This window comes from Cupriavidus sp. 22TCCZM01-5 (assembly GCF_057798915.1).
The window spans coordinates 297,992-323,865 of record NZ_JBYOJR010000001.1 but is presented as its reverse complement, the minus strand read 5'-3'; the positions used below and the strand labels follow the sequence as shown (position 1 = coordinate 323,865).

Sequence of the window (25,874 nt, the reverse complement as noted above, 5' to 3'; positions counted from 1 at the left end):
CCTTACTTGCTGCCGATGAAACCGGGAACGCGGGTGCGGCCCTCGACCCAGCGCATGACCAGCATGACGACGATATTGATGAGCGCGTACATCACGGTCACCGCGATGAACGACTCATACGGGCGCGCGGTGTAGTCCACCAGTTGCCGGCCCTGCGCCGCCAGCTCGAGCAGGCCGATCGTCGACGCCACCGCCGAGTTCTTGAAGATGTTCAGGAATTCGGAAGTCAGCGGCGGCACGATGACGCGGAACGCCATCGGCAGCAGCACGAAGCGATAGGTCTGCGGCAGCGTGAAACCCATCGCCAGGCCGGCGCTCTTCTGGCCGCGCGGCAGCGAATTGATGCCCGAACGCACCTGCTCGCAGACCCGGGCCGCGGTGAAGGTGCCCAGGCAGAGCATGGCTGCCAGGAACTGCTGGGTGAACGGGTTCATCTGCTTGATCGCGTCGCCGCCGGGCAGCAGCTCGGGACCGACGAAATACCAGATGAACAGCTGCACCAGCAGCGGAATGTTGCGGAAGATCTCGACATAGGCCGCGGCAAAGCCCGACAGCCATTTGTTTGGCACGGTGCGCAGCACGCCGAGCACGGAGCCGATGATCAGGGCAATGACCCAGGACGAGAGCCCGAGCGCGACCGTTACCTTCAGGCCGGAAATCATCCAGTCCAGGTAGGTCTCGTTCTGGGCGGCCTGTTCGAGGAAAACTCCCCAGTGCCAGCTGTAGTTCATGATGCGTCCTCAAAAAGAAACGGAAGGACATGCCTTCCGTTTCGCACGCCTGTATTTGTCAGGTCAGTCGAGCGCCTTGTCGTTCGGGTTCTTGAACAGCGCCTTCATGTCGTCCGACAGCGGGAAGTCCAGGTTCAGGCCCTTCGGGGGAACCGGCTGCATGAACCACTTGGTATACATCGTGTTGATCGTGCCGTCCTTCATCAGGCCGGTGATGACCGTGTCGGACAGCTTCTTGAACGGCGCATCGTCCTTGCGGATCATGCAGCCGTACGACTCACGCGATTGCGGCTTGCCGACCACGATCCAGTCCGCGGGATTCTTGGCCTTGGCGCGCTCGCCGTAGAGCAGCGCGTCGTCCATCATGAACGCCACGGCCCGGCCGGATTCCAGCGTCAGGAACGACTGGCCGTGGTCCTTGGTGCTGATGATGTTCATGCCCAGCTTCTGGTCATCGTTCATCTTGCGCAGCAGGCGCTCGGACGTGGTGCCGGCGGTGGTCACAACGTTCTTGCCCTTCAGGTCAGCCCAGTCCTTGATGCCGCCATCCTTCTTCACCATGATGCGCGTGCCGATGATGAAGATGCTGGTGGTGAACGAAGCCTGCTTCTGGCGCTCCAGGTTGTTCGTGGTCGAGCCGCATTCGATGTCGATCGTACCGTTCTGCAGCAGCGTGATGCGGTTCTGCGAAGTGATCGGGATTTCCTTCACCTGCAGGTTGGGCATCTTGAGCTGGTCCTTGACGGCTTCCACGATCTTCATGTTGATGTCGTAGGAATAACCGACCTGACGCACACCGCCCAGGTTGTAGTTGAACGGGATCGAGGAATCGCGCACGCCAAGCGTAATCACACCGGTGTCTTTGATCTTCTTCAGCGTGCCCGTCAGTGGCTCGGCTGCCTGCGCGGAACCGCACACCAGGCCAGCGGCCATCATCAGGGAAGCCAACTTGGCAAATTTCATAACATCTCCTTGACCAGGAAGAGAAAGGCGGGATTCTAATGACGAATGTCCCACAGATGAAACAGTATTGCGCAGCATCCGACTCAAGACAACTGGGTTTTACTCCTAGAAGTCGAATTCAAGGCATAGGTGCGCACTGGCGGCGGATGTGACAACGCGGCCCGGGGACAATTCCTCGGGCCGCGTCGGACGATCATTTCGAAGTTGCTGCGCCGCAACAGGCTAGCTCGCGGCGCAACGTCGTTCGCGTCAGATCAGGGGTACAGGCCGCGCATCTCGCGCGCCTGCAGGATCCGGGTACAGGCCACGATGAACGCGGCCGTGCGCAGCGTCACCTTGTTGTCCTGCGCCACTTGCCAGATCGCGCGGAATGCCTCTTGCATGATCCGTACCAGGCGCTGGTTGATCTCCTCTTCCGTCCAGAAGAAGCTGGAAAAGTCCTGCACCCACTCGAAATACGACACGGTCACGCCGCCAGCGTTGGCGATCACGTCGGGGGCGACCAGGATATTGCGCTCGCGCAAGATGTCATCCGCTTCGGGCGTGGTCGGGCCGTTTGCACCTTCGATGATCAGCTTTGCCTGAATCTGGGGCGCGTTCTTCGCCGTGATCTGTCCTTCCAGCGCCGCCGGGATCAGGATGTCGCAGTCCACTTGCCAGAATTGTTCCGACGAGATGACCTCCGCCTGGAAGCCGTCGATGGTGCCGCTGTGCGAGGCATATTCCATCATCGCCGGCACGTCCAGGCCGGCCGGGTTGTACAGCGTGGTGCGGTGATCCTGCACGGCCACCACCTTGGCGCCGGCCTCCTGGAACAGCTTGGCGGCCACGGCACCCACATTGCCGAAGCCCTGCACCGCCACGCGCGCGCCCTTGACCTCCAGGCCGATATTGCGCGCGGCCTCGGAGCCGACCACGAACACGCCGCGGCCGGTTGCCTCGTGGCGGCCCAGCGAACCGCCCAGCGAGATCGGCTTGCCGGTCACGACGCCGGTGGCCGTGCTGCCCGAGTTCATCGAATAGGTGTCCATCATCCACGCCATCACCTGGGCATTGGTGTTGACGTCCGGCGCCGGGATGTCCTTGCTCGGCCCGATGATGATGTTGATTTCACTGGTGTAACGGCGCGTCAGGCGCTCCAGCTCGGCGTGCGACAGCGTGCGCGGGTCCACGCGGATACCGCCCTTGGCACCGCCGTAGGGCACGTTCACCGCGGCGTTCTTCACCGACATCCACGCCGACAGCGCCATGACTTCCGACAGCGTCACGTCCTGGTGGAAGCGCACGCCGCCCTTGCCCGGGCCGCGCGACAGGTTGTGCTGCACGCGGTAGCCCTCGTAGTGGGCGATGGTGCCGTTATCCAGCTCGATGGGCACGTCGACGATCAGCGCGCGCTTGGGGCGCTTCAGCGTTTCAACCCAGCGTGCCAGCGAACCCAGGTAGGGCGTGACACGGTCCACTTGTTGCAGGTAGATGCCCCAGGGGCCGAGATTGTCGGCGTTGAGGTAAGACGGAAGTGCGTGCTTTTGGCCAGCAGTTTTGATCTGCGCTACGGAAGACATCGGTTGGTTCCGGGGTGGAGAATGCCCGCAAGCTTAGGCGTGGCGCGGGACCGGAATCCAATGCCGTTTGCTCATCCGGTCATGCAAAACGTGCATAACGTTGATGGTGAACGGTCAACACCGCAAGACCCGTGTATATGGGCGGTTTGCTCCCTCTCCCGCTTGCGGGAGAAGGGTGCAAACCAGAGGGCTGCCCTAGCCGGCCGTCAACGTCGACCAGACTTGATCCACCAGTTGCCGTTTTCGGCGTGCCGCCGTGGCGCGCCGGTCGTTCCCGTTTTCGCCTGGCCGTTCGCGGTAGAGGCGGATTTCCATGTCGATGGACAGCGGCAGGCCGCGCGCCGACTCCGCTCGCACCAGCCGGCCCTGGAGCACGTCGTCGCGCACCGCGCTCTCGGGCAGGAACGCCATGCCGTGCCCGGACAGCGCCATCACCTTGAGCGCCTCGGCCATGTCCGTCTCGTAGCATTTGTCGAGCTTGAGGTCTTCCGAGGTATCGGCCAGCAGCATGTCCACCATGCGGCCGAGAAAGGCATTGGGCGTGTAGCTCAGGAACGGCACCGGCTTCTTGTCCGTGCCGGGCAGCCGGTACAGCGGCTTGCCAGTGCCATCGGGCACGCTGTAGGGCGATAGCCGTTCGGTGCCGAGCACCAGCATGTCGTAGCGCGCCGGATCGAGCTGGATCGCCTGGCGCGCATGGTGGTAGACCATGACCAGGTCGCAGCCGCCTTCGACCAGCATCAGCACCGCGTCATGCACGTTGAGCGCGCGCAGCCGGCACGGCAGCGTGCCGATCTTGCGCTCCAGCGCCTTGAGCCATTCGGGGAAGAAGGTCAGTGACAGCGTGTGCGGCACGGCAAACTCCAGCACCTGCGCGTTCGACGAGCGCTGGCCGCGCATCAGCGCGCGCGTCTCGCTGACCTGCGCCAGCATCGCCAGTGCCTGCTCATAGAACACCTTGCCGGCGGCGGTCAGGCTGGTCGGGTAGCTGGAGCGGTCGATCAGCTCCGTGCCGACCCACGCCTCGAGCGACTGGATCCGGCGCGAGAACGCCGGCTGCGTGACATGCCGCAGTTCGGCCGAGCGCGAGAAGCTGTGGGTCTCGGCCAGGCTGACGAAGTCTTCAAGCCATTTGATTTCCATGACGCGGATTATCCACCCGCTCGGGCGCCCGTGGCACCGGGTGCGGAAGATGTTCCTGGAAGTTTAATGAGGTTGGAATAGCATTCCACGAATCGATGTATTATTGGAATGACTCTGCACGAAGTTGCCACATCCAGCGACAGAATGCATGCCTTTGCTCCGGAACCGCTTTTATGATTCCCCTATACCAAGAACGTCACGGAGCCCGACATGCCAACCTGTCCAGCCGCCGCCGGCCGCACGCCCGCCGTCCACGCCGCCCCCCTGGACCAGTTTGCACACAGCATGGAGGCAACCTTCGCGCACAGTGCGCGCATGGTGGCCGGCAATATCGACGCCTGGCTGCCCGACGCCGACACCCTGCTGGCCTGCCTGCCGCCCGGCGCGCTGCTGGGCAGCCCGGACACCTATGCGCGCCACCTGGTCTATGCCGATCCGCTCGCACGCTTCTCGGCCATGCTGCTGGTCTGGCGTCCCGGGCAATCCAGTCCGGTGCACGGGCATCGCACCTGGTGCGCCTACCGCGTGCTGCATGGCACGCTGAGCGAGCGCCATTACCAATGGGATCCTTCCACCCGGTGTGCCACCCAGACCGGCAGCGTCGAACGCCGGGCCGGCGCCACCTTCAGCGTGCCTGCCGGCCTGCAACACATTCATGCGCTGGGCAATGCCAGCGACACCGTTGCCGTGTCGCTGCACTTGTACGGCGTCGACCAGGACCACATTGCCACCGGCGTCAACCTGCTGGTTGACACCATCGACGCCTGACGCGCCGCCCCGGGACGGCGCGAGGGGCCGCCACCATTCCCGCAAGCATGCAGACATCGATGGACCGCTACGACAAACAGATCCTTGCCATCCTGCAGGAAGACGCCACGGTGCCAGTGGCCGAGATCGGCGAACGCGTCGGCCTGACCTCCACGCCGTGCTGGCGCCGTATCCAGAAGCTCGAGGAAGCCGGGCTGATCCGCAAGCGCGTGGCGCTGCTCGATGCCGGCAAGCTGAACGTGGGCGTGACGGTGTTCGTGTCGGTCCGAACCGCCCAGCACAACGTCAAATGGCTCAAGCAGTTCCATGCGCTGGTCGCCTCGATTCCCGAAGTGACCGAGTTCTATCGCATGGCCGGCGATACCGACTACCTGCTGCGCGTGGTCGTGCCCGATATCGCCGCCTACGACCGCGTGTACAAGAAACTGATCCAGGGCGCAGAACTCGCTGACGTGAGTTCCAGCTTTGCGATGGAGCAGATCAAGTACACCACCGCGCTGCCGCTCGATTACGCGTAGCGGCCCGATGCATCGCGCTCAGGCATCCTGCGTGGCGTCGCCGACATCGATCGCCAGTTCGTCCGCCACCGTCTCGCCTTGCGCCGCGCTGCGCGCCTGGATCTCCCACATCTCCGCGTAGCGGCCGCCGGCGCGCATCAGCTCGGCATGGGTGCCGCGTTCGACGATGCGCCCGCGGTCCATCACCAGGATCTGGTCGGCATGGACCACGGTGGACAGCCGGTGCGCGATCAGCAGCGTGGTGCGGTTCTGCGCGAGCCGCATCAGCTCGGCCTGGATGGCCTGCTCGGTGCGCGAGTCCAGCGCGGAGGTCGCTTCGTCGAAGACCAGGATCGGCGGGTTCTTCAGCAAGGTGCGGGCAATGGCCACGCGCTGCTTTTCCCCGCCCGAAAGCTTGAGGCCGCGTTCGCCGACGGGCGTGTCGTAGCCTTGCGGCAGCTCGCGGATGAACTGGTCGATCTGCGCCGCACGCGCGGCCGCGATGACTTCGTCATGCGTGGCATCGGGCCGGCCATAGGCGATGTTGTAGAAGATGCTGTCGTTGAACAGCACCGTGTCCTGCGGCACGATGCCGATCGAGCGGCGCAGGCTGTCCTGCGTGACCTGCCGCATGTCCTGCCCGTCGATCAGGATGGCGCCGTCGCTGACGTCATAGAAACGGAACAGCAGGCGCGCGAGCGTCGACTTGCCCGAGCCGCTATGTCCCACCACCGCCGTGGTCGTGCCCGCCGCGATCGTGAAATCGACATCGTCCAGGATCACGCGATTCGACTCATAGCCAAAACGCACGTGGCGGAAGCGCACTTCCGCGCCCTGCACCTTGAGCGGCTGCGCGCCCGCGGTATCGGCCACCTCCTGGTGCGTGCCCAGCAGCACGAACATGCGGTCCATGTCGGTGGTGGCCTGCTTGATCTCGCGGTAGATCACGCCAAGGAAGTTCAGCGGGATGTATAGCTGGATCATCAGCGTGTTGACCAGCACCAGGTCGCCCAGCGTCAGCTTGCCCGCCACCACGCCCACTGTGGCGCGCCACAGGATCAGGATCAGCCCTGCCGCGATGATGGTCTGCTGCCCGAAGTTCAGGAACGAGAGCGAGTTCTGCGAACGGATCGCCGCGGTGCGGTACTTGCGCAGGTTCTCGTCGTAGCGCTGCGCCTCGTACTCCTCATTGCCGAAATACTTGACCGTCTCGAAGTTCAGCAGCGAATCGATGGCTTTCTGGTTCGCGCGCGAATCCAGCTCGTTCATCTTGCGGCGGAAATGCGTGCGCCACTCGGTCACGACGATGGTGAAGACGATATAGCCCACCAGCGCACAGCCGGTGATGGCGGCAAACCAGATGTCGTAGTGCAGCACGAAGAAGCCCAGCACCAGCCCCATTTCCACCAGCGTCGGCAGGATGCTGTACAAGGAGTACGAAATCAGGGACTGGATGCCGCGCGTGCCGCGCTCGATATCGCGGCTCATGCCGCCGGTCTGCCGGTCAAGGTGGAAGCGCAGCGACAGCGCATGCAGATGCCGGAACACCTGCAGCGCGATTTCCCGTACCGCGCTTTGCGTCACCTTGGAAAAGAGGATTTCACGCAACTCCGTGAACAGCGTGGACGACAACCGCAGCACGCCATAGGCCACGATCAGCCCGACCGGCACCACCAGCAGCGCGCGCGGGTCGCCCGCGCTGATGTTCATGCTGTCGATCAGCCGCTTCATCAGCACCGGCACGCCCAGGTTGGCGACCTTGGCCGCCACCAGGCAGACCAGCGCAAGCATCACGCGCCACTTGTAGTGCCAGACATAGGGCAGCAGGTTGCGTACGGTCTGCCAGTCGCTGCGGGGCGGGCGCTGGCCGGGAAACAGGGTGGCGGGCCGTGCGGGGGACGGTTCCGCGGTCGTGGAATAGCGGCGCATACGTTAGAATTCTGGCCAATGGCCGATTGTCGCAGAGATCGCGCCGGCCGGCAGGACGCCTCCCGGCTGCGGCCGCCGGGGCAGCACCGCCCTCCTCCCCTCCCTTTCCGGTCTCCCGCAATGAATTCGCCCCATACCGTTCCCGCCCTGCCAGCCGGCAAGAGTCCCGCCCTTCGCGTTGTCCCGATGCCCGCCGACGCCAATGTGCATGGCGACGTGTTCGGCGGCTGGATCATGGCGCAGGTGGATATCGCCGGGTCCATCCCCGCGGTGGAACGCGCCCAGGGCCGCGTGGCCACGGTGGCGGTCAATTCCTTCCTGTTCAAGCACCCGGTATTCGTCGGCGACCTGGTGAGCTTCTATGCCGAGATCGAGAAAACCGGCCGCACCTCGATCACGGTGTCGGTCGAGGTCTACGCGCAGCGCATGCGGCACAGCAATGAGATCGTCAAGGTGACGGAAGCCACGCTGACGTATGTGGCGACGGATGAAAGCCGGCAGCCGAGGGTATTGCCGACTTGATGGTTTCTCCCCTCTCCCGCTCGCGGGAGAGGGGAGCCACGCCTCCGGTAGAGAAGCCTTATCGGGATGGCTCGCCGCTTCGCCGAGTCAGCTGAACTTCGTAAAATCCGGCTTGCGCTTCTCGAAGAAAGCCGTGAACGCCTCCTTCGCCTCCGGCGCCACCAGCATGCGCCGGAATACCTCGCCTTCCTCGGCCATCTTCTTTTCCACGGCCGCCACGTCATTGCCCTTCATCAGCCGCTTGGTCTCGCGCAGCGACGAGGCCGGCAGCGCGGCCAGCTTGCGCGCCTGCTGCAGCGCAAAGGCATGCAGCTCCGCCACCGGCAGCACGCGCGTGACCAGGCCGAGCTGGTGTGCTTCCTGTGCGCCAAAGGGCTCGCCCAGCATCAGCTTCTCGGCAGCGCGCTGGTAGCCGACCAGGCGCGGCAGCAACAGGCTCGATGCCGCCTCCGGGCAGAGGCCGAGCTGCGCGAACGGCAGCGACAGCTTCGCCGTCTCCGATGCATAGACGAAGTCGCAGTGCAGCAGCAGCGTGGTGCCCACCCCTACGGCCGCGCCGCTGACCGCCGCGACAACCGGCTTGCTCGCGTGGCTGATCTGGTCCAGGAACTGGAACACCGGGGCCTGCTCCACGCCGTCGCCGCCGGTGGGCGGGCGCTGCATGAAATCTTCCAGGTCGTTGCCGGCGGTGAAGATCTCGTCCTTGCCGCGGATCAGGATGACGCGGACCGCGGGGTCGGCCTCGGCCGTGCGCAGCGCGTCGGCCATGGCCTGGTACATCGCCGCCGTGATGGCGTTCTTCTTTTCGGCACGGTCGAATTCGATCGTCAGGATGCCGTGGTCGATGCTGGTGCTGATGCTCATGGATGCCTCTCGTGGTGATGCGTTGCTGCAATGACTGCGCCGCCCTCGCTAGGCGAGCGGCAGCGTTTGCTCGGAAAGATAGCTCAGGCCGAATGCGCGTGCGCCGACGTTGAGCGCGACGGTCAGGCTCATCGGCGCGAGCATCAGCTCGATGCCGCGCGTGCGCGCCGCTCGTTCCAGTGACTGGAAGGCCGGCATGGCGCGCACGATGTCCAGCGGTCCGGCGAAGCACGCCGAAATCGCGGGCGTCAGCAGGCTGCCGTTGCGCACGCACTGCTCGGCATGGGCCAGCACGCGGCGGCGACCTTCGTCCGAGCCGCGCACCCTGGCCACCGCCTCGGTACGCCCGCGGTGCATGTGGATGACCGGCCGGATATTGAATGCGCTGCCCATCATGTAGCGGCCCCAGGTGATGCTGTCCTCGCCCTTGAGCCTGGCGCGCGTGTACATGTAGAGCAGTTCGTCGGGCACCAGGTACATGTGCGCCGCGTCGCGCAGGCGGGTTTCCACGGCCTCCGTCACGGCGCGCGCATCGGCCCCATCGGCGGCCATGCGGGCGGCTTCGCGCACTATCAGCGCCTGGCCGGGGCCAATCGCGCCGGTGTCGATGACGATCAGGTCGAACAGGCCCGAACGGCCCGCCTCCTTGCGCAGCCGCACGCTGCGCGCGGCGGTGCCGATCACGGCGCCGGTCGCATGCGAATAGAGCTTGCTGCGCGTGCTGGCGATGGTGAACAGCATGGCGCGGTCGCAGCTCGCGACCACGTGCCTGAGCAGGTGATCTTCAAGCTCGCGCTCGACGAGCGGGATCGACTCCGCGTAGTGGTCCTGCTTGCCGACGAGATACTGTTCGTATAGCGTTGGCAGCGCGTCCTCGTCGCGCGTGTCGGCAACAAACCTGTCGCCGGCACGGATGCGAAACGGAATCGTGCGCACGCCAAGTTCCGTCATGACCGCGCGCGGCATGTCGCACGCCGCGTCGGCCAGGATGGCTGTCTCCTGCATGTGTTGTGCCTCCCTGCTGGTGAGCCGCATCGGAGTGCGGCAGCTGTCTCGGGGCGCGTCTTGGGGTGGCCCTTGCGGCACGCCATCGTTGGCACTGCTTTTCTTCACCTGACAGAAGGATGGGGCGGCGCTGGCACCGCCCCGCTGGCGCGTTTCTTCAGACGCGCTCGAAGATGCCGGCTGCGCCCATGCCCGTGCCCACGCACATGGTCACCATGCCGTACTTCAGGTTGTGGCGGCGCAGCGCGTGCACCACGGTGGCCGAACGGATCGCGCCCGTCGCGCCGAGCGGGTGACCGAGCGCAATGGCGCCGCCCATGCGGTTGACCTTGGCGGGGTCGAGCTCCAGGTCGCGCATGACCGCCAGCGATTGCGCGGCGAAGGCCTCGTTCAGCTCGATCCAGTCGATCTGGTCCTGCGTCAGGCCGGCAGCCTTCAGCGCCGCGGGAATCGCTTCCTTCGGGCCGATACCCATGATCTCCGGCGGCACGCCGCGCACCGCGAACGATACGAAGCGCGCCAGCGGCACCAGATTGAACTGCTTCAGGATTTTCTCGGACACCAGGATCAGCGCGCCGGCGCCATCGGACGTCTGCGAACTGTTGCCGGCGGTCACGCTGCCCTTGTTGGCGAATACCGGGCGCAGCTTGCCCAGGCCTTCGAGCGAGGTATCGAGGCGCGGGCCTTCGTCCAGCGCGATGGTGCGCGTCTTGACGCTCACCTCGCCGCTGGCCAGGTTCGGGAACTTCTCGACGATATCGATCGGCGTGATCTCGTCCCTGAACTCCCCGGCCTGCTGCGCGGCGATGGCCTTCTGGTGCGAGGCCAGCGAGAACGCGTCCTGGTCTTCGCGGCTGACCTTCCATTGCTGCGCGACCTTCTCGGCGGTGAGGCCCATGCCGTAGGCGATGCCGACGTTCTCGTCGCGCGTGAAGATATCGGGCGACATCGACGGCGAGTTGCCCATCATCGGCACCATGCTCATCGATTCCACGCCGGCGGCGATCATCACGTCGGACTCGCCCACGCGGATGCGGTCGGCGGCCATGGCCACCGCGCTCACGCCCGAGGCGCAGAAGCGGTTGACGGTGATGCCGCCCACGGTGTTCGGCAGGCCCGACAGCAGCGCGCCGATGCGCGCCACGTTCAGGCCCTGCTGCGCTTCGGGAATCGCGCAGCCGACGATGGCGTCTTCGATCAGCTTCGGATCCAGGTTCGGCACCTGGGCCACGGCGGCCTTAAGGATCGTGGCCAGCAGGTCGTCCGGACGCGTATTCTTGAACGCGCCCTTCGGCGCCTTGCCGATCGGCGTACGGGTCGCGGCAACGATGTAGGCGTCTTGCAGTTGTTTCATGATGTCGGTTCCTCGCTGCCTTAGTTGCGGACGGGCTTGCCGGTCTGCAGCATGCCCATGATGCGTTCCTGCGTCTTGCTGGTGCCCAGCAGGTCGACGAAGGCCTTGCGCTCCAGCGCGAGCAGCCATTCCTCGCTCACCAGCGAGCCGGCCTCGACGTCGCCGCCACATACCACTTCGGCAATGCGCGAGGCAATCAGGAAGTCATGCGCGGAGATGAAGCCGCCGTCGCGCATATTGACCAGCGATGCCTTGATGGTCGCGATGCCCGAACGGCCGGCCACCGGCACCAGCGCCGGCAGCGGCGCGCGATAGCCGGCGTCGGCCAGCGCGCGCACTTGGTTCTGCGCCACGTGGAGCAGCTCGTGCACGTTGAAGACGATCTTGTCCGAGGCCTGCAGATAGCCCATCTGGCGCGCTTCCAGCGCGGAAGCCGACACCTTGGCCATGGCCGCATTCTGGAAGCGGTTGGTCAGGAACTGCAGATAGTTGGTGCTGCCGGCTGCCTGCGCGGCGCGTGCTGCTGCCAGCGCGGCTTCCTTCAGGCCACCGCCGGCGGGCACCAAACCCACGCCTACTTCCACGAGGCCGATATAGGTTTCGAGCGCCGCCACGCGTGCCGCCGAATGCAGCATCAGCTCGCAGCCGCCGCCCAGTGCAATGCCGGATGCGGCCGACACCACGGGCACCGCGGCGTACTTCACGCGCATCATGCCGTCCTGGAACTTCTTGACGAAAGGCTCGATGCCCTTGGCACCGCCCATCATGAAGGCCGGCATCGCGGCTTCCAGGTTGGCGCCCGCGGAGAACGGGCCGCCCGGCGCGCCGAGCTGCAGCGACGTCGGCTGCCACACGACCAGGCCCTTGTACTCGGCTTCAGCGAGGTCGATCGCGCGCGTCAGGCCGTCGATCACGTCCGGCCCGATGGTGTTCATCTTGCTCTTGAACGAGACCACCAGCACATCGTCCTGGCCCTCGGCCACCCAGATGCGCACGGCGTCGTTCTCTTCGACCGTGCGGCCGGCCTTGCGCGGATCGATCGCAGCCGAGCCCTGCAGCGCGGCGCGGAAAACCTGGCGCCCGTACACCGGCAGCGTGCTGCGAGCGACGAATTGCTGCGTGGCCGGTGCCCACGAACCCTGCGCGGCGTGCACGCCCTGGTTCTCGGCCACCGGGCCTGCGAACACCCACGCGGGCATCGGTGCCTTGGACAGCGCCTTGCCGGCGTCGATATCTTCCTTCACCCACTCGGCCACCTGCTTCCAGCCGGCGGCCTGCCAGTCCTCGAACGGGCCCGAGTTCCAGCCGAAGCCCCAGCGGATCGCCAGGTCGACATCGGCCGCCGAACCGGCGATCTGTTCGAGGTAGACGGCAATGTAGTGGAACACGTCGCGGAAGATCGCCCACAGGAACTGCGCCTGCGGATTGGTCGACTCGCGCAGCAGCTTGATGCGCTCAGCCGGAGCCTTTTTCAGCATGCGCGCGACGATCTCGTCGGCCTTCTTGCCCGATTCGACATACTGGCCCGTGCTGGCGTCCAGCACCTTGATCGCCTTGCCTTCCTTCTTGTAGAAGCCGGCGCCGGTCTTCTGGCCCAGCGCGCCCGCGTCGACCAGGCCCTTCAGCACGGCCGGAGTCTTGTAGACCGGCGCGAACGGATCCTCATGCAGGTTGTCCTGCATGGTCTTGATCACGTGGGCCATGGTGTCCAGACCCACCACGTCGGCCGTGCGGAACGTGGCCGACTTGGCGCGGCCCAGCTTGGAGCCCGTCAGGTCGTCCACCACATCGAACGGAATGCCGAATTTCTCGGCTTCAGCGAACACCGCCAGGATCGAGAAGATGCCCACGCGGTTGGCGATGAAGTTGGGCGTGTCCTTCGCACGCACCACGCCCTTGCCAAGCGTGGTCGTCAGGAAGGCTTCGAGCTTGTCGAGGATCTCCGGCTGCGTGGTCGCGGTCGGGATCAGCTCGACCAGGTGCATGTAGCGCGGCGGGTTGAAGAAGTGCACGCCGCAGAAGCGCGCCTTCAGTTCGGCGTCGAAACCATCCGACAGCGCGGTGATCGACAACCCCGAGGTATTGGTCGCGAAGATGGTGTTCGCCCCCAGGTGCGGCGCGACCTTCTTGTACAGGTCGTGCTTCCAGTCCATGCGCTCGGCGATCGCCTCGATCACCACGTCGCATTCCTTGAGCAGGGCGATGTCGTCTTCGTAATTGGCGGCCTGGATCAGGCCGGCCTCATCCTTGATGCCAAGCGGTGCCGGCGACAGCTTCTTCAGGTTCTCGATCGCGCGCAGCGCGATCCCGCTCTTGGGGCCTTCCTTGGCCGGCAGGTCGAACAGCACCACCGGCACGCGCACGTTGACGAGATGGGCGGCAATCTGCGCCCCCATGACGCCGGCGCCGAGCACGGCGACTTTCTTGACGATGAAATTGGACATGAGCGCTCCTGATGGATTGAGCGTTTTGATGAAAGGCGGGCCCCTCTCTCCTGCCATGCGGAGAGAGGGTGGGCAATCAGGCCGTCAGAACAGGTCTGCGTCCAGCGCCATCAGCGTGGCCGAGCCGGCGCGCGCCTTACGGATCTCGCCAGCCGTTTCGGGCAACAGCTTGGCGAAGTAGAAGCGCGCCGTCGCCAGCTTGGCGGTGTAGAACTTGTCGCCGCTGCCTTCCTTCTCCAGCGCGATCTTGGCCATGCGGGCCCAGAAGTACGAGAACACCAGATGACCCACCACGCGCAGGTACGGCACCGCGGCGGCACCGACTTCATCGGCATTGCCCATGGCCTTCATGCCGATTTCCATGGTCAGCTTCTGCACCTTGTCGCCCAGCTCGGCCAGCGGGTTGATGAACTCCTGCATCGCTTCGTTGGTGCCCTCTTCCTCGACGAATGCCTGCACGATCTTGCCGAAGGCCTTCATCTTGGCGCCCATGTCGCCCAGGATCTTGCGGCCCAGCAGGTCCAGCGCCTGGATGGTGTTGGTGCCTTCGTAGATCATGTTGATGCGGGCGTCGCGCACATACTGCTCCATGCCCCATTCGGAGATGTAGCCGTGGCCGCCGAACACCTGCATGCCTTCGTTGGTGCTGGTGAACGCGTTGTCGGTCAGGAAGGCCTTGATCACCGGCGTCAGCAGCGCCACCAGGTCGCCGGCCTGCTTGCGCACGGCCTCGTCCGGGTGCGACAGCTCGCGGTCGATCTGCAGCGCGGTCCAGTAGCTGAATGCGCGGCCGCCTTCGGCATAGGCCTTCTGCGTCAGCAGCATGCGGCGCACGTCCGGATGCACGATGATCGGGTCGGCGGCCTTTTCCGGCGCCTTCGGGCCGGTCAGCGAGCGCATCTGCAGGCGGTCCTTCGCATACGCGACCGAGTTCTGGTACGCGATTTCGGTCAGGCCCAGGCCCTGGGCGCCCACGCCGAGGCGCGCGGCATTCATCATCACGAACATGGCGTTCAGGCCCTTGTTGGCCTCGCCCACCAGCCAGCCGCGCGCGCCATCGAGGTTCATCACGCAGGTGGCGTTGCCGTGGATGCCCATCTTGTGTTCGATCGAGCCGCACTGGATGCCGTTGCGCTCGCCCGGGTTGCCGCTCGCGTCGGGGATGAACTTCGGCACGACGAACAGCGAAATGCCCTTGGTGCCCTGCGGCGCGTCCGGCAGGCGCGCCAGCACGAGGTGGATGATGTTCTCGGCCAGGTCATGCTCGCCGGCCGAGATGAAGATCTTGGTGCCGGTCAGCAGGTAGGAGCCGTCGGCCTGCGGTTCGGCCTTGGTGCGCAGGATGCCGAGGTCGGTGCCGCAGTGCGGCTCGGTCAGGCACATGGTGCCGGTCCACACGCCCGACACCAGCTTGGGCAGGTAGGCCTGCTGCAGTTCCGGCGTGCCGTGCGCGTGCAGGGCCTCGTAGGCGCCGTGCGAGAGGCCCGGGTACATGGTCCACGCCTGGTTGGCCGAGTTCAGCATCTCGTACACGACGTTGTTGACCACGATCGGCAGGCCCTGGCCGCCGTAGGCCGGATCGCACGCCAGCGCCGGCCAGCCGGCTTCCACGTACTGCTGATAGGCTTCCCTGAAGCCGGTGGGCGCCTTCACCACGCCGTCGCCGACGTAGGTGCAGCCTTCGCGGTCGCCCACCTGGTTGAGCGGGAACACCACGTCGGCGCAGAACTTGCCGGCTTCCTCGATGACCTGGTTGATGGTGTCCGCGTCGATGTCCGCGTGCGGCGGCATCGCCTTGAGTTCGGCTTCAGCGCCGAGCAGTTCGTGAAGGACGAACTGCATGTCGCGCAACGGTGCGGTGTACTGGCCCATCAAAAGCTCCTTTGGAGTTCACGATGCCGCCACGCCGCCCGTGCGCCGCCCGCGATGGCGGGCGCCACGGTCCGTACGCAGCAGCCTCAGGTACGGTAAGACTGAATCAGTTTGTTGAGCGCGACCATGGCAAGTTCGGCGCTGTCCGGCAGGCGCAGGAAACGGGCGTCGTGATGCAAGCCTAGTTCAAGGCTGTACATCTCGAACAGCATCAGGCGCGGATCGCAGTCCGCGCGCAGGTGCCCCTCTTCCTTGGCCTGGCCAATGGCGCGCGTCAGCGCGGCGCGCCAGATGGTGACGCTCTTGACGAGTTCGTCACGCACCAGGCTTTCCGCGCGGTCGTCGTACTCGACCGCGCCGCTGATGTAGATGCATCCAGTCGTCACTTCCTGGATGCGCTTCTCCATCCACCTGCGCACCATCGACCACAGCCGGGGCAGCCCGCGCGGCTCGTGCAGCGAGGGGTAGAACACCTCCTGCTCGAAGCGCCGGTGATACTCCCGCACAACTTCCACCTGCAGGTCTTCGCGCGAACCGAAATGCGCGAACACGCCGCTCTTGCTCATCTGCATGCGTTCCGCCAACAGGCCGATGGTCAGACCCTCCAACCCGTCGCGGGACGACAGCTCCAGTGCGGCATCCAGAATCGCCACGCGCGTCATTTCCCCCTTGCGCATCGGCGCGGGGGAAGCGGTGGCGGATTCGAGACGGGCTGACTGGTGTCGCATATTGTTTCTCCGTTCTTGTAGCGCCTTCACCGGGCGCCACGTATGACCCTGACGTTGCTTATTGCCTGGCGGCGCCCGCACAAATGCCGGTTTTCGCCGCGAATGCACGCAGTCTAAGCCAAAAAAGAACGGTCGTTCAGATTATTCTGTCGCGACCCGTCGCCATCAAGCTTTTAATTAGACCCACGTTTCTAAACAGGCTGCGTTGCAACATCAACACGCGGCCTGCCGCCACAAGCCACGCGGCCAGCGCCGTGCTGCGTAGCAATATCCGGACGGCCCTAGTAGCGCCCGGTCACGCCGGCGATCACGACGCCAAGACGCAACACCATGTACGCGGCCCAGTTCGCCACGCGCCGCAGCGCGGAGCGCCGCGCATGTGCTTCCGGCATGACGCGCGCGCTGCGCTGCGCGATGGCGCACTCGAGTTCCGCGCGCAGGCCGGCGGCGAAGGCTGGATCATAAACGCAGACGTTGGCCTCGCGCGCGAGCAGCAGGCTGAACGGGTCCATATTGCTAGACCCGACCGTGGCCCAGGCCTCGTCCACCACGCCCACCTTGGCGTGCAGGAAGCTTTCGGCGTACTCGTAGATCTCGACGCCGGCATCCAGCAGGCTCGCATACAGCGCGTGCGTGGCGAAATGCTGCAGGCGGTATTCGACCCGGCCCTGCAATAGCAATCGCACCCGTACGCCCCGCGCGCGGCAGGCCAGCAGCGCGCGCCGCACCCTGTGGCCCGGCAAGAAATATGCATTGGCCAGGATCACGTCGTCCCGCGCCACGCCCAGCGCGCGCAGGTACTCGCGTTCGATGGCGCGGCGATTGCGCAGGTTGTCGCGCAGCAGCAGCGCCGCGAACACGCCGCCTTCGGTCTCGCGCCGCGGCGGCAGGTCGGTGACCAGCGGGTAGCCCGCCGCCGCGCCCGCCAGGCCGACGTCATGCAGTTCGCCGCGCAGCGACAGGCGCCACCAGAGGCGTTCGGCGGTCAGTGCGACACGGTCCACGAGCGGCCCACGCACTTCCACGGCGAAGTCATAGCGGGCCCCGAGCCCTTCCTGCTCGAACGGCCCGTGATTGTAGTCGTCGATGATATTGATGCCGCCCACGAACGCCACGCGCCGGTCGATCACCGCGAGCTTGCGATGCAGGCGGCGCAAGTGCCGGCGCGCCAGCCGGAAGCCGCGCAGGACGCGGTAGACGCGCAGTTGCACGCCGCCGTCGCGCAGGCGCTGCGCGAGTCCGGCGGACATGTCGCCGGCACCAAAGCCGTCCACCGTGAGCCGTACCGATACGCCGCGCGCCGCCGCACGGATCAGCGCATCGCTTACCGCGCGGCCGACGTCGTCGTCGGCGTAGATATAGGTCTCGATAATGACCTGGAAGGCCGCGGCATCGATCGCCTCGATCAGGGCCGGAAAGAAATCGCGCCCACCGCTCAGCAGGCGCACCTGGTTGCCGCCAACCGGCCTGCCGTGCCGGCCGGCCCAGCGCAGCAGGCGCCGCCGGCCGGCGCGTGCGACCGTGCCGGCGCCGTCATCCCGCGCCGCAACATGCGCCACGGCGGCGGCACGTACGATGATCGGCTTGTCGGTGTCGGATATCCGTGGCATGACGCGATTATGGGACACGCAGCGCCATCTGCACATGGTGCGGTGCATCTCTGCTATCGTCGATGCACTCAGGCACCAAGGGATAGCACTGTGAAGGTATTCGGCATCACCGGCTCGTCCGGCAGCGGCAAGACCACGCTACTGGACGCGCTGATCCCGCGCTTCGTCGCCGCCGGCATGCGCGTCAATGGCATCAAGCATACGCACCATGGCTTCGATCCCGATACGCCGGGCAAGGACTCGTGGCGCATGCGCGAAGGCGGCTGCAGCAACGTGGTGCTGGTCGGCGCGCGCCACATGACGCTGATGCGCCATTACCCCGAGGATGTGCCCTCGCCCGAACTCGATGACGCGCTGGCCGTGCTGCCGGCGAATACCGACCTGGTGCTGGTCGAAGGCTACAAGCGCAGCGATTTCCCGAAGCTGGAAGTCTTTCGCCCGTCGCTGGGACGCGCGCCGCTATGGAACGAGGTGCCCGGCGTGGTCGCCGTTGCCACCGATGCGCCGGAGGCGGTCGCGCAGATGACGTCCTTGCCCGTGCTTGACCTGACCGACCCCGACGCCATCTTCCACTTCATCCGCAGCCGGCTGGAAGACCCCGGGCACAGCTAGGCGGCCTTGCCGGCCGCCGCGCGGCCGTTGTCGGCGGTTTGCGCCAGTTCCGCCACCAGCGGCACATGATCCGAGCGCTGCGCCCAGTCTCGCCCGGTCAGCGCATGCGCCCGCTCGATCTCGAAGCCGCGCACGTAGATGCGGTCGAGCTGCCACCACGGCATATGGCTCGGAAAGGTGTGCAGGCGCGCCCCGCGCGCATGCGACGCTTCCACCGTGCCCAGCGTGTTGCAGATCTGCGCGTCGAGCCGGTGGTTCCAGTCATTGAAGTCGCCGGCGATCACCAGCGGCGCCGACGGCGGGACCACATTGCAAACGCGCTCGACCAGCGCCTCGGCCTGGCGCGCGCGACTACGCGCGAACAGGCCGAAATGCACGCAGATCAGGTGGGCTTCCATGCCGTTCACGTCGGCTACCGCGTGCAACAGGCCGCGCTGCTCGAAGCGGTGGTCGGAAATGTCGAGGTTTTCCGACATCAGGATCGGATGGCGCGACAGGATCGCGTTGCCGTGGTGGCCGTGGTCGTAGACGGCGTTGCGCCCGTATACGGAGTGCGGGTAGGCATCCGTGGCCAGGTAGTTCAGCTGCGTGTGGTCCGGATCGAACAGCGCCGCGGCGACCAGGCGGTCGTTGCGGTCCTGTACCTCCTGCAGGAACACGATATCGGCGTCCATGGACTGTAGCCCGGCGCGTACGTTCTGGATGCGCGGGCGGCGCGAGATGCCGGTCACGCCCTTGTGGATGTTGTAGGTGACCACGCGCAGCTTCATCAGCCAGCTCCACAGACGGCTGGCCTGCCTGCCGCACGCCAGGCCAGCTGGCGCACGGCCTCCGCATTGCTGCTGGAGAAGCACCGCTGCGCAGCCGCTTCCCACGGCAGCCAGTGCGACTGCAGGTGCTCGCGCGGCGCCAGCGTCACCGGCAACGGTCCGGATACGCACAGGCCAAACCAGTGTTCGGTATTGCGCGTGACGCCGGCCTCATACCGGTGGCGCCACTGCGGGTAGATGTCGTACTGGATGGTGTGCTGCCAGTCGGTGAGCAGGTGTTCGCCGGCGACGATGCCGGTCTCCTCGAACACTTCGCGCGCGGCGGTCAGTGCCAGGGGTTCGTCAACGGTATCCAGGCTGCCGGTCACGGACTGCCAGAAGCCCGGCCGGTCGGCCCGTTCCAGCAACAGCACTTGGAGATCTGGCGTGTAGATCACGACCAGCACGGATTCAGGAATCTTGTAGGGCATGGGACATGGGTCCGACAGACACCCCCAAGGATAGCGCAGCCGCGCCCGCTCTTGCCACGCGAATGACGGTCCGCCTTCAGGCAGCGTCGCGTTGTGCTTCCGGGCGCATCGGATCGATGCTCAGCCAGGCGTCAAAGACATCGGGCGCGTCGCCATGCCCCCAGGCCTCGCGCAACTGCCGCATCAGCGGCGCAAGCGATTCCCGGTAGCGCTGCGCGGCTTCGCGCGCCTGGAAAGCCAGGTCGTCGGCACTGGCCTGCGCCTGCTCGCGCAGCGCGCCACGCTGCTGCATGATTTCCTTCTCGCGCTGACCCAGCGTGTTGTACTTCTGGATCAGGAAGCGCTGGTAGTCGCCGGCTTCCGCGCGCTGCGCCGACTGGGCGTTCACCTGTTCGAAGCGCATCACGATGCTGGCCGTCTCCTGCTCGACCTGGGCGGCTTCGGTTTCCAGTGCCTGGAGGGCGTCCTGCTGGCGCTGGGCGTCGCGCCGGCTGTCCTGAACGCGCGCGGCCTCTTCCTCGAAGGTGCGCTGCGCGAACAGGTACGCCTGAACCACGGGTTGCGGTGCCACCACCAGCAGCGGGTCGGCGCCGCCGGCGCGCTGGCCGCCCAGCAGGGCATCGTCCGGGAGCCGCAGGTTGCCCAGCTCATCGAGCCAGCGGCCGCGCGCCATCACTGCGGCCACGGTGTCCAATGCCGAGCGCCGCAAGGCTTCGGCCCGTTGTGACGCGACCGGCTCCGCGGCCGGCACACCGCTGGTCGCCTGCGCGGCGGCGTGGGCAATGTCGGGCACGCAGGCCGCCACGGTCGTCGCCACCGATTCCGACATGGCCTGCGCCGACTTGCGCACGGCGCGGCGCAGTTCGAAGCGCGCCAGCAGCATCATGACCAGGCCGGCAACCAGCCAGGTCACGATCGTTTCGGCATGGGCCAGCAGGAATTGGCGGATCAGGTCTGTGTCCAGGTTCACGTTGTTTTCCTCCCGCGCGCCGGCCACCTTGAATGCGGAAGCTCGGTCAGCGCCTAGATAAAGGAGACACCGCCACCCAGGCCATGTTCCGGCCAGTAACAAATGGAAACTTCGGCGCGCAATCCGGCTGCGGAATCACTTCGCAAGAAACGAAAAAACCGCGCACAAGGCGCGGTTCTCAGACCAGTCAGGACCGTCAGGCTCAGACGGTGGTCTTCGGCTCGGTCGCACGCAGGCGGATATGCAGTTCGCGCAGCTGCTTCTCGTCGACCGAGCTCGGCGCCTGCGTCAGCAGGTCCTGGGCGCGCTGGGTCTTCGGGAAGGCGATCACGTCGCGGATCGAATCGGCACCGGCCATCATGGTGACGATACGGTCCAGGCCGAACGCCAGGCCGCCGTGCGGAGGCGCGCCGTATTGCAGCGCATCGAGCAGGTAGCCGAACTTGGCACGGGCTTCCTCGTCGCTGATCTTCAGCGCGCGGAACACTTTGCTCTGGATGTCCGAGCGATAGATACGGACCGAGCCGCCGCCCATTTCCCAGCCATTCAGCACCATGTCGTAGGCCTTGGCGATGCACTTGCCCGGATCGGTTTCCAGGTACTGCATGTGCTCGTCCTTGGGGCTGGTGAACGGGTGATGCATGGCCACCCAGCGGGCGTCTTCCTCGTCGTACTCGAACATCGGGAAATCGACCACCCATAGCGGCTTCCAAACGTCTTCGAACAGGCCGTTGGCCTTGCCGAATTCCGAGTGGCCGATCTTCAGGCGCAGCGCGCCGATGGCGTCGTTGACGACCTTGGCCTTGTCGGCGCCGAAGAAGATGATGTCGCCGTCCTGGGCGCCGGTGCGCTTCAGGATCTCGGCAATGGCCGCGTCGTGCAGGTTCTTGACGATCGGCGACTGCAGGCCGTCACGGCCCTTGGCGACTTCGTTGACCTTGACCCAGGCCAGGCCCTTGGCGCCATAGATGCCGACGAACTGGGTGTAGGCATCGATCTCGCCGCGCGAGATCGCGCCGCCGCCCGGCACGCGCAGGCCGACCACGCGGCCGTTGTCGCTGTTGGCGGGGCCCGAGAACACCTTGAAGTCGACGTCCTTCATCACCTCGGTCAGCTCGGTGAATTCCAGCTTCACACGCAGGTCCGGCTTGTCCGAGCCGAAGCGGGCCATGGCCTCGCGGAACTCCATCACCGGGAAGGTGGCATCCAGGTCGACATCGATGGCGTTCTTGAACACCGTGCGCATCATGTCTTCGAACAGGTCACGGATTTCCTGCTCGGTCAGGAACGAGGTCTCGCAGTCGATCTGCGTGAATTCCGGCTGGCGGTCGGCGCGCAGGTCTTCGTCGCGGAAGCACTTGGTGATCTGGTAGTAGCGGTCAAAGCCCGACACCATCAGCATCTGCTTGAAGATCTGCGGCGATTGCGGCAGCGCGAAGAAGTGGCCCGGGTTCACGCGCGACGGCACCAGGTAGTCGCGGGCGCCTTCCGGCGTGCTCTTGCCGAGCATCGGCGTTTCGATATCGATGAAGCCCTGCGCGTCCAGGTACTTGCGCACTTCCATCGCGACCTTGTAGCGCAGGCGCAGGTTGTACTGCATCTGCGGGCGGCGCAGGTCCAGCACGCGGTGCGTCAGGCGCGTGGTTTCCGACAGGTTGTCGTCGTCGAGCTGGAACGGCGGCGTGACCGACGGGTTCAGCACGGTCAGCTCATGGCACAGCACTTCGATCTTGCCCGAGGTCAGGCCGGCGTTCTCGGTGCCGGCCGGGCGCGGACGCACCTTGCCGGTAATGCGGATGCAGTACTCGTTGCGGATCTCTTCGGCAGCCTTGAACATCTCCGGACGGTCCGGATCGCACACCACCTGGACCAGGCCTTCACGGTCGCGCAGGTCGATGAAGATCACGCCGCCATGGTCGCGGCGGCGCTGAACCCAGCCGGTCAGGGCCACTTCCTGGCCCGAGAGTTGTTCGGTCACCAGACCGCAGTAGTGAGTACGCATGGAGGACATAGATGTTTCCCGGTAATACGCGACCGCCCGCCGGGCGGCCCGTGATCAATTGGTATGCGAAGGATCGGCTGTCTCGACCGCTGCCTCGCGGCCGGCGCCAGCGCCGGTCGCCCTGGCAGGGCTGACGGGATCCGCCGGGCGGCTCGGGCCGCCGTTTTTGCGGGGCAGGTCCGCCGGAGCCACCACGCCCATCGAAACGATGTACTTGAGCGCGGCGTCGACGGTCATGTCGAGTTCGATGGTGTCGGCCTTGGGCATCATCAGGAAGAAGCCCGAGGTCGGGTTGGGCGTGGTCGGCACGTAGACGCTGACGTATTCGCCCTGCAGGTGGTTCTGCACGTCGCCACCAGGGCGGCCGGTCAGGAAGGCAATGGTCCACGAGCCTTCACGCGGGTACTGCACCAGCAGCGCCTTGCGGAACGCATTGCCGGACGACGACAGCAGCGTGTCGGAGACCTGCTTGACGCTGGTGTAGATCGGGCCCACCACCGGGATATGGCCCAGCAGCGCTTCCCACCAGCGCACCAGGCGCTGGCCGATGAAGTTGTGCGCGAGCAGCCCGACCAGCAGGATGCACAGCAGCGTCAGGATGGCGCCAAGACCCGTCACCCGCTTGCCGAACAGCAGCTGGTCCGGGCGCCAGGCCTCGGGCAGCAGCGCCAGGCTCTGGTCCATGGTGCCGATGATCAGGCTGAGCACCCACAGCGTGATGCCCAGCGGCACGAGCACCAGTAGCCCGGTCAGGAACCAGGTCTTCAGCGCGGAGGTTTTCTTTGCGACCACGGCCGTCCTGGGATCAGTGGCAGGCGCAGGCGCTGCCGCAGCCGCCGGCGGCGGGCGTCGCGGAAGTCGTGGTGCTGGCCGACGATTCGGTCGATGCCGCAGCCGTGGCGCCAGCGGCGGGAGCCGCCGTGCCCGAGGTCGCGGCGGCGCTGGTGCCGCCGCTGCCGCCGCGGAAATCGGTCACGTACCAGCCCGAACCCTTGAGCTGGAAACCGGCCGCGGTCAACTGCTTCTTGAAGGCTCCGGCGGCGCCGCAGGACGGGCAGTCGGTGAGCGGAGCGTCGCTCATCTTCTGCAGCACATCGCGCCCGTGGCCGCAGGCGTCGCAACGGTAGGCATAGATCGGCATGGTGTGTTTTTCGCGAGAAATCTGGATCGGAACAGTGCAGGCACCGCCCGCGCGACCGCGCACGACGATGCAAAGCCTTGAATTATAAACCCTTACGGACTTGCCTGACGGGCGGAAATACAGAGCACAAAGCGGCACAACCGGCCGCCAGGGGCCAGGATCGTCCAATCACGCCGACAGGGCCGTCAGGCGATGTGTACTTCCTTGACGGGCGCGTGATCCGCAATCCACTGCGGCAGCAGCGAACCGACCACCATGCCGCTGACCGAGAACAGCAGGCCGACCATCTGCGGCGGCATCACCGCGTCGGCAAAGGAGATCTCGCAAGTCAGCCAGGACCCAAGGCCCAGCAGGATGGCCGCCAGGCCGCCCTGGCGGGTGGCCGGCTTCCAGAACATACCGAAGGCGAGCGGCACGAACGACGAGACCAAGGTGACCTTATAGGCATTTTCGACCATATGAAAGATCGAAAGATGCGAATTGAGCGCGAACAGGGTCACGGTAGCGGTGAACACCAGCACGACCGTCTGCATCACGCGCAGGAACTTCCGGTCGTCCAGGTGCCGGAAGTACGGCCGCAGGATGTTCTCGGCGAACGTCACCGACGGCGCCAGCAGCGTCGCCGAGGCGCAGCTCTTGATAGCCGACAGCAGCGCACCGAAGAACATGACCTGCGCGAACATCGGCGCGTGCTGCAGGATCAGCTGCGGCAGGATCAGCTGGGAGTCCGCATTGATGTATTTCGCCACCATGCCCGGATCGATCAGCGTGGCCGAATAGGCCAGGAACATCGGGATGAAGGCAAAGAAGAAATACAGCACGCCGCCAAGCACGGACGCGCGCCCGGCGATCTGCTCGGTGCGCGACGACGTCACGCGCTGGAACACGTCCTGCTGCGGGATCGAACCGAGCATCATGGTGAACAGCGCCGCGGCAAACCCGATGACCTGCACCAGGTCCAGCGACGGCAGGAACTCGAACTTGCCGGCCGCGGCCGCGTGCGATACCACCGCGGTCACGCCGCCGGCCTGGCCGCTGACCTCGTAGCCGATATAGAGCATGCCGACCACGATGATGATCATCTGGATGAAGTCCGTCACCGCGACCGACCACATGCCGCCGAACAGCGTGTACACCAGCACGCTGGCCGCGCCGATCATCATGCCGGCATCCTGCGACAGCGCGCCGTCGGAGACCGTGTAGAACACCAGCCCGAGCGCCTTGATCTGCGCCGCCACCCAGCCCAGGTAGGACACCACGATGCACAGCGTGGTCAGCACCTCGGCCAGCCGCCCATAGCGGTTGTGGTAGTAGTCGCCGATGGTGAGCAGGTTCATCCGGTACAGCGGCCGGGCGAAGAACAGGCCCACCAGGATCAGGCACAGCGACGAGCCGAACGGGTCCGAGACGACGCCGGACAGACCCTCTTTCAGGAATACCGCGGGAATGCCCAGCACGGTTTCGGAACCGAACCAGGTGGCAAAGACGGTGGCGGTGACGACGTAGAACGGCAGGCTGCGCCCGGCCACGGCGAAATCGGTGGTGTTGCGTACGCGCAGTGCCGCCCACAGGCCGATGCCGACCGAGACTACCCAGTAGATGATGACGAACCAGATCAGCATGCCGCTGCCCTATGCAGAAAATGCCCTTTTGGCGAAAAACCGAATGCCGGGCCGGCTGTTCTGTCCTGCTGTCCTGCCGTCCCGGAGTCCAATTCATCGGTCGGGGCCGCTTGAGGGGCATTGGGACGCCCGTCCCTGGGCGGGATGGCGCACTTGGCCTGCGGTCGTAGCCGAATCAAAACGCGGATTATAGCGACGCGGACCTCGTCGGACGATAAAAATTCCAGGCCGGCGCCAAATCCGCGGCGCCGTGCAGCGCGACCGGCACAACCGGGGCGGGAGGCTGTTGTTCCGG

Annotated in this window: 23 protein-coding genes; 4 read left to right on the top strand and 19 right to left on the bottom strand. The window is 65.7% G+C overall.

Annotation, left to right across the window (positions count from 1 at the left end; translation table 11 throughout):
* Positions 1-2: 2 nt before the first annotated feature.
* The 4 genes from AC3FNH_RS01615 to AC3FNH_RS01600 all read right to left on the bottom strand — a co-directional run bounded on the left by AC3FNH_RS01615 (position 3) and on the right by AC3FNH_RS01600 (position 4,399).
* On the bottom strand, positions 3-731 hold the full coding sequence (locus AC3FNH_RS01615) for an amino acid ABC transporter permease (protein ID WP_488718849.1): 729 nt from the start codon (positions 729-731) through the stop codon (positions 3-5).
* Positions 732-794: 63 nt separating this feature from the next.
* Complete coding sequence (locus tag AC3FNH_RS01610) at positions 795-1,694, bottom strand: glutamate/aspartate ABC transporter substrate-binding protein (protein WP_276099455.1); 900 nt, start codon at positions 1,692-1,694, stop codon at positions 795-797.
* A gap of 254 nt (positions 1,695-1,948) precedes the next feature.
* Positions 1,949-3,256, bottom strand: coding sequence for a Glu/Leu/Phe/Val family dehydrogenase (locus AC3FNH_RS01605; protein WP_276099454.1), 1,308 nt, complete (start codon positions 3,254-3,256; stop codon positions 1,949-1,951).
* A 195-nt stretch (positions 3,257-3,451) separates the two neighbouring features.
* Positions 3,452-4,399, bottom strand: a complete 948-nt coding sequence (locus AC3FNH_RS01600) for a LysR family transcriptional regulator (RefSeq protein ID WP_276099453.1) — start codon at positions 4,397-4,399, stop codon at positions 3,452-3,454.
* Positions 4,400-4,609: 210 nt separating this feature from the next.
* On the opposite strand from AC3FNH_RS01600, the gene AC3FNH_RS01595 reads away from it, so the two are divergent.
* The gene (locus AC3FNH_RS01595) at positions 4,610-5,167 is read left to right on the top strand and encodes a cysteine dioxygenase family protein (RefSeq protein ID WP_488718848.1); all 558 of its coding nucleotides are present in this window, start codon (positions 4,610-4,612) and stop codon (positions 5,165-5,167) included.
* A gap of 59 nt (positions 5,168-5,226) precedes the next feature.
* Positions 5,227-5,685: an Lrp/AsnC family transcriptional regulator gene (locus AC3FNH_RS01590; protein WP_276099451.1), complete on the top strand. Its 459-nt coding sequence runs from the start codon at positions 5,227-5,229 to the stop codon at positions 5,683-5,685.
* A gap of 18 nt (positions 5,686-5,703) precedes the next feature.
* On the opposite strand, the gene AC3FNH_RS01585 is transcribed toward AC3FNH_RS01590, so the two are convergent.
* Positions 5,704-7,593, bottom strand: a complete 1,890-nt coding sequence (locus AC3FNH_RS01585; RefSeq protein WP_488718847.1) for an ABCB family ABC transporter ATP-binding protein/permease — start codon at positions 7,591-7,593, stop codon at positions 5,704-5,706.
* Positions 7,594-7,713: 120 nt separating this feature from the next.
* On the opposite strand from AC3FNH_RS01585, the gene AC3FNH_RS01580 reads away from it, so the two are divergent.
* Positions 7,714-8,115, top strand: coding sequence for an acyl-CoA thioesterase (locus AC3FNH_RS01580; RefSeq protein WP_224082448.1), 402 nt, complete (start codon positions 7,714-7,716; stop codon positions 8,113-8,115).
* An 87-nt stretch (positions 8,116-8,202) separates the two neighbouring features.
* Here AC3FNH_RS01580 and AC3FNH_RS01575 read toward each other — a convergent pair whose 3' ends face one another.
* From AC3FNH_RS01575 to clsB, 7 genes are all read right to left on the bottom strand, one after another.
* Positions 8,203-8,979 (bottom strand): enoyl-CoA hydratase, encoded by a 777-nt coding sequence (locus AC3FNH_RS01575; protein WP_488718846.1) that lies wholly within the window; start codon positions 8,977-8,979, stop codon positions 8,203-8,205.
* 48 nt (positions 8,980-9,027) lie between these two features.
* On the bottom strand, positions 9,028-9,984 hold the full coding sequence (locus tag AC3FNH_RS01570) for a DegV family protein (RefSeq protein WP_488718845.1): 957 nt from the start codon (positions 9,982-9,984) through the stop codon (positions 9,028-9,030).
* Positions 9,985-10,141: 157 nt separating this feature from the next.
* Positions 10,142-11,341: an acetyl-CoA C-acyltransferase gene (locus AC3FNH_RS01565; protein ID WP_488718915.1), complete on the bottom strand. Its 1,200-nt coding sequence runs from the start codon at positions 11,339-11,341 to the stop codon at positions 10,142-10,144.
* A gap of 17 nt (positions 11,342-11,358) precedes the next feature.
* Complete coding sequence (locus AC3FNH_RS01560) at positions 11,359-13,782, bottom strand: 3-hydroxyacyl-CoA dehydrogenase/enoyl-CoA hydratase family protein (protein ID WP_488718844.1); 2,424 nt, start codon at positions 13,780-13,782, stop codon at positions 11,359-11,361.
* Positions 13,783-13,866: 84 nt separating this feature from the next.
* On the bottom strand, positions 13,867-15,654 hold the full coding sequence (locus AC3FNH_RS01555) for an acyl-CoA dehydrogenase C-terminal domain-containing protein (protein WP_488718843.1): 1,788 nt from the start codon (positions 15,652-15,654) through the stop codon (positions 13,867-13,869).
* Between the two features lie 86 nt (positions 15,655-15,740).
* Positions 15,741-16,331, bottom strand: coding sequence for a TetR/AcrR family transcriptional regulator (locus AC3FNH_RS01550; protein ID WP_041679468.1), 591 nt, complete (start codon positions 16,329-16,331; stop codon positions 15,741-15,743).
* Between the two features lie 332 nt (positions 16,332-16,663).
* Complete coding sequence (clsB, locus tag AC3FNH_RS01545) at positions 16,664-17,992, bottom strand: cardiolipin synthase ClsB (protein ID WP_488718842.1); 1,329 nt, start codon at positions 17,990-17,992, stop codon at positions 16,664-16,666.
* 90 nt (positions 17,993-18,082) lie between these two features.
* Here clsB and mobB point away from each other — a divergent pair, with 90 nt between their 5' ends.
* Complete coding sequence (gene mobB, locus AC3FNH_RS01540) at positions 18,083-18,604, top strand: molybdopterin-guanine dinucleotide biosynthesis protein B (RefSeq protein ID WP_276099444.1); 522 nt, start codon at positions 18,083-18,085, stop codon at positions 18,602-18,604.
* On the opposite strand, the gene AC3FNH_RS01535 is transcribed toward mobB, so the two are convergent.
* From AC3FNH_RS01535 to AC3FNH_RS01505, 7 genes are all read right to left on the bottom strand, one after another.
* Positions 18,601-19,374, bottom strand: coding sequence for an endonuclease/exonuclease/phosphatase family protein (locus AC3FNH_RS01535; protein ID WP_488718841.1), 774 nt, complete (start codon positions 19,372-19,374; stop codon positions 18,601-18,603). The genes mobB and AC3FNH_RS01535 overlap by 4 nt on opposite strands.
* Positions 19,374-19,844 carry a dihydroneopterin triphosphate diphosphatase gene (gene nudB, locus AC3FNH_RS01530; RefSeq protein ID WP_488718840.1) on the bottom strand — a complete coding sequence of 157 codons (471 nt, stop codon included), beginning with the start codon at positions 19,842-19,844 and terminating at the stop codon, positions 19,374-19,376. Before nudB ends, AC3FNH_RS01535 begins: the two co-directional genes overlap by 1 nt.
* Positions 19,845-19,920: 76 nt before the next feature.
* The gene (locus tag AC3FNH_RS01525; protein WP_276099441.1) at positions 19,921-20,814 is read right to left on the bottom strand and encodes a hypothetical protein; all 894 of its coding nucleotides are present in this window, start codon (positions 20,812-20,814) and stop codon (positions 19,921-19,923) included.
* Between the two features lie 202 nt (positions 20,815-21,016).
* Positions 21,017-22,825 (bottom strand): aspartate--tRNA ligase, encoded by a 1,809-nt coding sequence (gene aspS, locus AC3FNH_RS01520; protein WP_276099439.1) that lies wholly within the window; start codon positions 22,823-22,825, stop codon positions 21,017-21,019.
* 45 nt (positions 22,826-22,870) lie between these two features.
* Positions 22,871-23,608, bottom strand: a complete 738-nt coding sequence (locus tag AC3FNH_RS01515; protein WP_488718839.1) for a DUF502 domain-containing protein — start codon at positions 23,606-23,608, stop codon at positions 22,871-22,873.
* A gap of 13 nt (positions 23,609-23,621) precedes the next feature.
* Complete coding sequence (locus AC3FNH_RS01510; protein WP_488718838.1) at positions 23,622-23,957, bottom strand: FmdB family zinc ribbon protein; 336 nt, start codon at positions 23,955-23,957, stop codon at positions 23,622-23,624.
* A gap of 185 nt (positions 23,958-24,142) precedes the next feature.
* On the bottom strand, positions 24,143-25,579 hold the full coding sequence (locus AC3FNH_RS01505) for a high affinity choline transporter 1 (RefSeq protein ID WP_276099436.1): 1,437 nt from the start codon (positions 25,577-25,579) through the stop codon (positions 24,143-24,145).
* Between the last annotated feature and the right edge of the window lie 295 nt (positions 25,580-25,874).